The sequence below is a fragment of the Thermoflexus sp. genome, from assembly GCF_042408365.1.
Taxonomy (GTDB): Bacteria; Chloroflexota; Anaerolineae; order Thermoflexales; family Thermoflexaceae; genus Thermoflexus.
In genome coordinates this window covers 1-10020 of record NZ_JBHOQJ010000170.1, presented here as the reverse complement: position 1 = coordinate 10020, position 10020 = coordinate 1, and the positions used below count along the sequence as shown (strand labels likewise).

Below are 10020 nucleotides of genomic sequence, written 5' to 3'. Positions count from 1 at the left end.
GTTGGGGGCTGCCTTTGGCAGCCCCCAACTCCAAAGGGTTTTTGGCGGAGGGGCAGCAATGACTTCTCCGCTGTTTTCTCCATCGTCAGGGTTCGACGAACAGCACGCGGCCGGAGCCGGGGGGCGCGAGGACCTTTCCATCCTCGAACGCCACTTGGCCCCATAGGACGGTGCGGCGCACCCGCGCCCGCACCGCCATCCCTTCGAAGGGAGTCCACCCGCAGCGGGTGAAGAGCCCCTCCCGGGAGATGATCCACGGCCCTCCCCATTCCACCTCCACCCAAGTCTCCGGCGGCTCCAGCAGGCTGTAGATCCGCCGCGGGCCCGTGGCGGTCAGGCGGACGGCCTCCTCCAACGGCAGACGGCCTTCGGCGGCGGCGGTGAGCAGCAGCGGGAGCATCGTCTCCAGCCCCGGCACACCGGGCGGCGGGTTCGGGCCCTGCTTTTCCTCGACCGTATGAGGGGCGTGGTCTGTCGCCACCGCGTCGATGACCGCCAGGTTGGCCCACAGCGTCGCTTGATCGGCTCGCGTGGCCAGGGGTGGCCGCATCTCGCCGAAGGGACCAAGCCGGGGAAGGTCGTCCTCCGTCAGAAAGAGATGATGGGGTGTGACCTCACAAGTCACGGGAAGCCCCCGCTCCTTCGCCCGGCGGATCAGGAGGATCTCCTCCCGACGGCTGATGTGGCAGAAGTGGACGGGCTTTCGGAAGAGGGCCACCAGCCCCAAAACCATCGCCACGGTCCGCCCTTCGGCGTGGACCGCGATGGGGCGGTGGCCGGGCCAGGTCTGGAAATGGCGGAGGATCGCCGGCAGTGCTTCCAGGCGCAGGGGGCCATAGGTGGCGTCGAGATAGAGCTTCAGGCCGGCGGCCTGTGAGGCCAAGGCCGCCGCGGCCTCCGCGTTCTCCGCCGTGCCGCCGACGAACAGGCCCACCTCGCAGCGGGCCCGCGCCCGGGCCCGCTGTGCCGCTTCCTGGAAGGTCGCAGGATCCGCGAGCGGGGGGCGGGTGTTCGGCATCGCCAACACCGTGACCACCCCACCGGCCAGTGCCGCTGCTGTCCCGCTCGCGAAGTCCTCCTTATGGGTATCCCCAGGCTCCCGCAGATGCACATGGACATCTGCCGCTCCGGGCAGGCGGACCGTGGGCATGCCCGTTCCTCCGATTCGGTGAAGGGTTCCTCTCCGGGCAGTGTTCCTCACGGATGGGGAAACCGCCGAAGGCGGCTTCCCCATCCCTTTCCAACATGGCTGTGAGAGCGATACGCATTAGGATATAAAAAAAGCACCGGGCGAAACCGTTAGCCCGGTGCTTAGAAAGCCCAACCTGTGCCCTATCGGTAGGAGGCATCCGATAGGGCGCTTGCGATCGAGTATGGAGGAAGCGTGCGATATATTCCCGGCCCATGCCGGGATTCTATGTTGCCATAAAGGAGGCAATTTGTCAAACTTAGGAAGGCGAGGCTGCTTCGTCCCCCTGAAGGATATTCAAGGGCGGGTCGAACGTTCTCCCCTAGCAGTTCAATGGATTGCGAGGAGAGAAAGCAGAACCCTTTGAGGGCTGGGGGCCGCCGAAGGCAGCCCCCAGCCCTCAAAGATCGCCAAATGAATGAAGCACTACATGTCCGGCAAGGGAAAAGGGACGATGTCTCCTAAGCGTTGGCTTCGCTTGCAGGAGGCGATGGCCCGGGAAGGGATCGAGCTCTTGGCGCTCGTCCCCGGCGCAAACTTGTTCTACCTCACCGGCCTTTCGTTCCACCGGATGGAGCGGCCCATCGTCGCCCTCTTCCCCCGCGAGGGCGATCCGGCCCTCATCCTCCCCGCCTTCGAGGTGGAGAAAGCCCGCGCGGCGGCGATCCCATGGCGCCTGTTCCCTTACACCGATGAGGAAGGCCCCGGCCGGGCTTTTCAGGCAGCGACGGAGGCCTTGGGGTGGGGGCGCCCCATCGCCGTCGAGACGCTGGCGATGCGGGTGCTGGAGTGGTCCCTCCTCGCCTCAGCGTTTCGCACCCCCGAGCCGATCCCCGCGGAGCCGCTGCTGGCGCGGCTGCGCATGGTGAAGGGCCCAGAGGAGCTCGCCGCGATGCAGCGCGCGGTTGCGGTGGCGGAGAAGGCGTTGCAGATGTGGTTACCCCAGGTTCGGATCGGGATGACCGAGCGGGAGGCGACCCGGCGGCTGATCCAAGCGTGCTTCGCGGCGGGGGCGGACGCCCTGGCCTTCGAGCCGATCGTAGTGGCGGGGCCTCAGGCGGCGCTGCCCCACGCCACGCCGTCGGACCGCCCAATGGGGCGCGGGGAGCTAATGATTGTGGATTTCGGCGTGGTGGTCGATGGTTACGTCTCCGATCTCACCCGGACCTTCGCCTTAGGGGAGCCGGATCCCGAGTGGCCTCGGATTTATGAGGTGGTCCGGGAGGCGAACGCCGCGGGACGGGCGGCGGTGCGGCCCGGGATCCCCGCGGAGGCCGTCGACCGGGCCGCCCGGGCCGTCATTGAAGCGGCGGGATACGGCCGCTACTTCACCCATCGCACCGGCCATGGGTTGGGGCTGGAGGTTCACGAGCCGCCCTCCATCGTGGCCGGCAACACGACCCCCTTGGAGCCGGGCATGACCTTCACGGTCGAACCAGGGATCTACCTGCCGGGGAAGGGGGGCGTGCGGATCGAGGATGACGTGGTGGTGACGGAATCCGGGGGAGAGTCCCTGACCACGTTCCCACGGGAGCTAATGTGGATTGGCGAGTAACGGACGGCCGGATCGCCGGAGGCCTAAGGCTCCGGCGGGGCCCGGACGACAACCGGGAAGTAGAGTCGCCAAGGGATGACCAGCGTCCACCATTCGGCTTCGTGGATGCCTCCAAAGGGATCCTCTGTCCGCAGGGTGAGGCGATCCCGCCGATCCTTCAACGCCTGGGGGCTTCCCACACCGGTCCAGCGTAAAGTCTCCCCCGCCGACAGAACCCCGCTCCACGTCCCGACCCCGGGGAAGGGTTGTTGGGAGAGCCCCAAGGTCGCCGTGAAGGCCGTGTCCCGCCATGAGAGCGGGAAGGTGGCCGTCAGGACCAGGGGGAGCGAAAAAGGCCCTGGGTTCTGAACTTCCCAGATCGCGGTGTAAAGCACCCCGGAGTGGATCCCTGCGATCGAGGCCCTGGGGATCCGAACCTTCGGAACGCCCAAGCCCAGGGGCAAGACTTGCCGCAAGGGCCAGACCCCGTCCGTTCCCTCCAGGCGGATCGGCACCCACCCCGAAGGCCCTTCCAAGGTCATGGCGACCGTCAGGACACGAGGAACCTGGATCACCCCCTGCCAGCCGTGGAGGTCCGGATCGAAGGACCACTCCGGGGAGCTCTCCGGCGCTTGGATGGTCCATGTCGGCGGAACCGTTAACCGCAGGGAGACCGTCGCAGGGCTTAGCTCTCCCGAACGGAGATAGACCGCGTTCACCGTGATGACCCACCGGGTCCCGATCTCCCCCGCCTCCGGCTCCGCCTGTAGGGTGGTCTTCCTCATCGGGCCGAGATCGGAGAGGATCCGAATTAGCGCTTCCTCCCGCAACGACTCCGGAAGCCCCTCGAGGCCTAGCGTGGAAAAGAAGACCCGGCCCGCGCCCTCCCCGCGGGCCACTGCGATCGGCCGACCGTGCTCCCCACGCCAGACCGGGGTGGCGTCATCCGTGGGCTCCAGCGCGTCGGTCCAGTTGGTGTAGGGCAAACGGATGGTCCAGCGGGGAGACCCACGGCCGATCGGGGAGAGCGGGCTGGGGAGCCCCACGGTGGCGGTCAGCCCTTCATCGTGGGCTTCCACCCCCAAAGCCCTCGCGAAGGTCCACGGCCGGCCGTACGCCAGCAAGGTGTACAGGTAATCCTGGGAGAAAAAGGCCAGACGCCCGCCACGCCGCAGGAAATCCAGCAAGCGTGCCTCCTCAACCTCTGATAGCGGATCGAACCAGTCGTAACCCGTGAACCAGATCACCCCTTCATAGCGGGCCAGATCGGCCTCGGTCGGGGACCCCGCTCCATAAAAGCCCTGCACCCGCCAACGATCGAATGAAACCCCGGAGGTGGCTAAGGCCTGGCGGTAAGGTTCCCCAACCTCAAACCACCGGTCGTCCTCCACTAACAGGAACGGGGCGGGGGTCTTGAGGCGCCAGACGGCGGCGGCCGTCAGGGTGGGAGAGAGGGTGGAGCGCGCGGTCACGGTGATCGCCGTTCTCGCATCCCGGGGGATCCCCTCCGGGATGGTGACCGTTAGGGTGACCGTGGCCTGGGCGCATGGGCCCAAGGGGACCTCCGGCGGCGCGACCGCCGCCGGCCATCCGTTTCCTTCGCGCTGGAGCTGCACGGTGTCGGTGGCCACTTCGCTCAGGTTTTGCAGCGTGGCTGTGAAGATCATCTGGGTGCCGGTGGGGACCACGCGTTCGGCGAGCTCGGGGGCCCAGCGCAGACCCCAGGGACGCGGGGGCGCCGTCAGGGCCTGGAGCGCCCGTTCCAGGATCTCCCCCCGCGTCTCCGATTCCGGGATCCCTTCCAACCCGAAGGCGAAGACCATTCCGCGATAGGGCCGGCAGAGGTTCACAGCGGTCGCCGCCCCGCCGTCGTTCCGGTAATCCATCGGCTGGGTCGTCAGCGGATCCGCCGGGGCGATCTCATCGGGGGCGACCTGGTTCTCCGCGCCCCCGTCTCCCCGGATGGCCGTCTCGATCCCTGCGAAGGGTCCATCCAGCGCGCCGGTCACCGTGAAGATCCCGGTGGAATCCCGCACGTAACGGGTCCCCAGCATCTCCCGTAAATAAGGCGTGTAGAGGAACCCGCTTCCCCCATCATCCCAGAAGGCCACGTCCTGGCCGCTCAGGAGCAGATGCTTCCCCTGCCGCAGGAAGAAGGTCAGCCCACGGTCCGCGCCGATGTAACCTGGGGAATCCCATGGGGAGGACCACACCACCACATCGTAAGCGGTCAATGTAGAGGTCGGAGGCGGAACAGGCGGGTAGAGAACCCGGTATTCATCGTAAGACCACATCTTCGCGTCGAGCGCTTGCTGGTAGAACGAACGGGTCGATTCGTTATACCAGGCGCCGGAATCCACCAGCAGAACGCGAGGCATGCGGGGCATCGTCAGGGTGATGGTGGTGGTTCCGCCGATGGGGACCTCCACCGTCGCTGTGACCACGCGGTGGCCCAGGGCCCGCAGGCGCACGGTGTAACGGATGGCAGGGAGGGAGAGGGTGAAAGGGAAGGCCGGTTGGGTGAGGGAGATCGGCGTTCCGACTAGGGTCAAGGTGGGAGAGAACACCGATCCGCCCGCCTCGTCCGTCGCGTGAACCACCAGAGATCCCCGGGGGAGCGGATCCAGCTGGAGATCCAAGGTGCGGGTGGTTCCCTCCGTGATCGGGATCCCATAGACCTGCCGCGATGCATAGCCGAAGGCTGTGACGGTGAGGTCATAGATGCTCGGGCGCAGGAGGAAGCGATAGCGTCCTTGTTCATCACTCTCCTGGGATACACGGAACACCCCATCGCGGGAGACCGCGGTCAGGAGCGCCCCAGCGATGGGAGCGCCGTTGGGATCCCGCACGGTCCCCTCCAGGGTTCCGCCCTCGACGGCGAGGCGGAGGGCCTCCAGGGCGTGGATCAGGCCCCATCCGCTCTCGTTGTTGGGGATGGTGGTGGTTAGAGATGTGGCTGTGCGGGTGAGGATCTCGGCGATCTGCGGCGGGGAAAGATCCGGCCGCGCGGCCTTCAACAACGCGGCGACCCCGGCGGCGTGCGGGGCGGCCATGGAGGTCCCGCTCAGCTCCCCATAGGTTCCACCGGGCAGGCTCGAGCGCACCCGGACCCCAGGCGCCACGACGTGGGGGCGGATCTCCCCCCACGGGGAGGGGCCACGGCTGGAAAACCACGCGATCTGTCCTTCAGAATCCACCGCCCCAACGGCGAAGGCGCCGGGCAGGCTGGCGGGGGAGGCCACCGAGCCAGGGTTGGGTCCCCCGTTCCCGACGCTGAACACGGCGAAGATCCCCGCCGCCTGCAGCGCCGCCAGATCCTCCGCGAAGGCGGTGTCCCATCCGTTCGGGTTCCCCCAGGAGTTGTTCAGGATATCCGGGGCCAAGGCCGGGTTCCCGTCCGGGGCGAGGATCCACTCGAAGGCGGCGTGGATCCACGAGTCGAAGGCATAGCCTTGGGCGTCGAAGGCCCGGACCGCGATCCAACGGGCGCCCGGAGCGACCCCGATCCCCTCGCCCACCATCAGGCCCATCGTGTGGGTGCCGTGACCGTTGCCGTCCACCGGGTAAACGGCCCCGGCGCCGGTGGCGTCATACCAGTTGCCGGCGTGGCGGTGAAGGCCTCGGGGATCGTACCCCCGGTACGCCCGTTGCAGGGCCGGATGCAGCCAGTCCACCCCGGTGTCGATGTTCGCGACCACCACGCCGGTCCCGGTGATCGCGAAGGCCGACCAAGCTTCCGGCACGTGGATCATGGCGAGGTTCCAGGGGGCCGAGAGGGGGTCCGCCGGCTCGGCCCGAGGCGAGGCGAAGATCCACCGCCGGAAGCGATCCTCACGGATCTGGCGGACGCCGGGGGCGCGGCTGAGGACGAGAAGCTGGCGGGGGGTGACGCGGGCGGCGATCCGGTTGGAAAGCCAGAGCGGGCGGATGGCTTCGGCTTCCCCGGCGCGCTCGACATCCTGCAAGCGCTGGAGGAGGGAAGCTTGGGCTGCTTCGGCGCGGGCTCGTAGGCGAGCAACCAGGCGCGCCCGCCGTTCAGAGGACGGCAGGCCTTCCCCCGGCAGTTCCATCGCGATGATCTCGCGGGGCGAGGCTCCTTCCACCTCGATCAAGATCGGGATCCGTTCCTCGGGGCGAGCCCGGATGAGGCGTTTGGCGAGGGAAGGGTGGAGCGTTGGAGGGAAAGGGGTTCTTGGAGAAGGGACTTCCAAAGCCGCGGCGGGGAGGCGAGCGCCAAGGAGACTGAGGATGGGGAGGAGGACGAGGAAAGCCCTCAAGGCTTTCCGAAACGCTCGGCCAGGGCCTGCAGACGCCGGGAGATGTCTCGCCACTGGATCTCGGAGAGCCCCAGCTTCCGGCGCAGCGCCTCCGGGTCCATCCCCTGAAGGAAATCCTGCAGTGCGCATGTCCATCGGAGGATCTCAAAGGAGAGATGATCCACGCCCGCCCGACGGGCCACATCTTCCAGGACATATTCTAAATTGCGGGGCGTCCAGGGGAAAACCCGGCTCTCGATCCGATACTGGCGGAGGTATTCCCGGAACAGCTCCGGCCATTCCGGGGGGAGGGACAGCTTGCGCTCCTTATGACGGTAGCGGGGATGGGCGTAGCGGATCCACACGGCGGGCTCGCGCAGATCGAAGTGATCGAGACGCAGGGCGACCACCTCGCTTTTCTTCAGGCCGGTGTGGAGCAGCAGCGTGACCAACACCAGGGGGCGGGGGTCGCCCTCCCGCCGGAACGCGGTGGCGGCCTCCAGGATCGCACGGATCTGCTCCGGGGTCAGGACCTCTGGAAGCGGTTCAGCGGCCTCCGGATAGACCAACGCTTCCGCCGGGTTCTGGGGCAGGACCTGGAGGTCCTCATGCAGCCAGCGGAAGAACGCCTTCACGGAGGTGATGCGCCGCCGGAGGGATTTCGGGGAGCAGGGAACCCCCCGGCGGCGGCGCAGCCAGTCCACGAAATCGTGGAGGTCCTTCAGGCCGATGGCCCCGATGGGACGCTCCTCGCCCAGGCATTGCCCCAGGAGCCGGAGATCGTGGGTGAAGAAATAAACCGTGTGCTTCGAGTAATCGCTCTCTCTCAAGTAACTCTCGAAAGCATGACGGGCCTGGGCGAGCGGAGTCTCCGGCGCCAGCGCCGGTTTCCTCGTTTGATCAAACAGGCTCAGTTGACGCGCCATCTCTCCCTCGAGGCAGCCTGAGTCCTGGGATCGGCTATCCCCTTACTTTACTTTAGGGGGGAGCGAATGGGCTTTCCCCCATCGTTCCGCCATCCCTGAGGCCAGGCCGCTGATTAGGAGGACGGTCAGCACAATGCCCAGGGAAAGGGCCGGCGGGATCTTCACCAGATCCGAGAGCAGCATCTTGACGCCGATGTAAACCAGGATTACCGAGAGCCCGAAGTGGAGGTAGCGGAGCCGCTGGATCAACCCGGCCAGCACGAAGTAGAGGGCGCGCAGGCCCAGGATGGCGAAGATATTTGAGGTGTAAGCAATGAAGAGCTCCGGTGTGATCGCCAGCACCGCAGGTACCGAGTCGACGGCGAACATCACGTCGGTGCTCTCCACCACGAGCAGGGTGAGCAAGAGGGGTGTCGCCATCCAGCGTCCGCCCTCGCGCACCAGGAACCGCTGGCCGTGGTAGATCGAGGTGATGGGCAAAAAGCGGCGGGCGAAACGGAGCACGGGGTTGCGTTCCGGATGTACCTCCTCCTCGCTGCGTCGGGCCAGGCGGATCCCGGTGTAGACCAGGAAGGCGCCGAAGAGGTAGATCGTCCAGTGGAACATCTTCAGGAGCTGGACGCCGGCGAAGATGAATGTCGCCCGCATCAGCACCGCGCCCAAGATCCCCCAGAAGAGCACCCGATGTTGATAAGCGGGGGGAACCGCAAAGTAAGAGAAGATCACCGCGAAGACGAAGATGTTATCCGCGCTGAGGGATTTCTCCACCAGGTAGGCAGTGAGGAAATGGAGAGCGGGCTCATGGCCCCACATCAGCAGGATGAGACCGTTAAAGGCGAGGGCCACCACGATCCACACCACGCTCCAGATCAATGCCTCTTTGAACTTCACCTCATGGGCATCCCGGTGGAACACCCCGAGGTCCAGGGCCAGCATCACCGCCACGATGGCGTGGAATAGGATCCAGGCCCACAACGGAAATTCCATTGTTTCCCTCCTCCGGGAGGCAAGATGAGTTCATCGCCGCCGCATACGGCCCGCGCTGCCCCCGGTCGTTTCCGGAGGGGTTAGGCCTCTTGATCCCTAAAATAAAAGACCTTCAACCGACGGGCCGCCCGCAGCGGACATCGGCCGAAGGTCTCGCAAATTCCGGAAATTCCGGTTGGTGGAACCGGGGATCCGCCAGGATCCCGTGCTGACGGCCCCACCTCCGGACGTTGCCGTCCGGTTGCTACTCCCCTTCCGGCAATCTCATACTGTAATGGAAAAGCGACGAATTGTCAAAACGGATGGTCCCCCCATCCGCAGTGATAGGCGTTTTGCTTGTGAAGTTTCTATGAGGTGCGGGTTGCTTATATGGCCCGCACCTCATAGAAAACTTTTCTTCTCAAGCCCTTTGGAGCGCCCTCACGAAAGCGACAAGCGCCCCCTCATGGAACCCGGAAGCCTCCCCATGTTGGATCAGCGCGCTGCCGATCACCAGGCCGTCCGCCTCCGAAGCCAGCGCCCGGACATGCTCCGGCCGGGAGATCCCGAAGCCCAGGGCCACTGGCACCCCGTTCGCCATCCGACGGGCACGCCGGAGCTGAACGATCACATCCATCGGCAGCTGGTCCCGCGCCCCCGTGATCCCAGTTACGGAAACCAGGTAGAGGAACCCGGTCGCGGAGGCAGCGATCCGGGCCAGCCGTTCGTCGGATGTGGTGGGCGCCGCCAGAGGCACCCACGCCAAGTCCGCCGCGCCGGCGGCGGCCCGCAGCTCCTCCGCCTCCTCCAGGGGGAGGTCCGGGACGATCAGCCCATTGACCCCGACCCGAACGGCTTCGCCCAGGAAGCGCGAGATCCCGTAGGCCAGGATCGGGTTCACATATGTCATCAAGCATAACGGTTGCCTCACCCCCATGGCTCGCAACCGGGCTGCCGCCTCCAGCACGTGGGGCGTCCGCACGCCGTTCTCCAACGCTCGTTGGGTTGCCCGTTGGATCACCGGGCCATCGGCCAGGGGATCGGAGAAGGGCACCCCCAACTCGATGAGATCCGCGCCGGCCTGCGCCAGGGCCGCCACAACTCGAATCGACGTCTCCAAGTCCGGATAGCCCACCGGCCAGTAGAAAA

The 10020-nt window shown here is 66.3% G+C and carries 6 protein-coding genes; 1 reads left to right on the top strand and 5 read right to left on the bottom strand.

Features of this window, described 5'->3' with window-relative positions; genetic code table 11:
• Positions 1 to 85: 85 nt before the first annotated feature.
• Positions 86 to 1150, bottom strand: coding sequence for an amidohydrolase family protein (locus tag ACFMO5_RS07960; protein WP_376792217.1), 1065 nt, complete (start codon positions 1148 to 1150; stop codon positions 86 to 88).
• A 493-nt stretch (positions 1151 to 1643) separates the two neighbouring features.
• On the opposite strand from ACFMO5_RS07960, the gene ACFMO5_RS07955 reads away from it, so the two are divergent.
• Positions 1644 to 2744 (top strand): M24 family metallopeptidase, encoded by a 1101-nt coding sequence (locus tag ACFMO5_RS07955; RefSeq protein ID WP_376792216.1) that lies wholly within the window; start codon positions 1644 to 1646, stop codon positions 2742 to 2744.
• 23 nt (positions 2745 to 2767) lie between these two features.
• On the opposite strand, the gene ACFMO5_RS07950 is transcribed toward ACFMO5_RS07955, so the two are convergent.
• The 4 genes from ACFMO5_RS07950 to trpA form a co-directional block, all read right to left on the bottom strand.
• Entirely contained in the window at positions 2768 to 6826 is a 4059-nt protein-coding gene (locus ACFMO5_RS07950; RefSeq protein WP_376792218.1) for a S8 family serine peptidase, read from the bottom strand.
• 170 nt (positions 6827 to 6996) lie between these two features.
• On the bottom strand, positions 6997 to 7905 hold the full coding sequence (locus tag ACFMO5_RS07945; RefSeq protein ID WP_376792215.1) for a tyrosine-type recombinase/integrase: 909 nt from the start codon (positions 7903 to 7905) through the stop codon (positions 6997 to 6999).
• A gap of 42 nt (positions 7906 to 7947) precedes the next feature.
• Complete coding sequence (locus tag ACFMO5_RS07940) at positions 7948 to 8892, bottom strand: TerC family protein (protein WP_376792214.1); 945 nt, start codon at positions 8890 to 8892, stop codon at positions 7948 to 7950.
• A gap of 400 nt (positions 8893 to 9292) precedes the next feature.
• On the bottom strand, positions 9293 to 10020 hold a 728-nt coding region (gene trpA / locus ACFMO5_RS07935), incomplete at its 5' end, for a tryptophan synthase subunit alpha (RefSeq protein ID WP_376792213.1).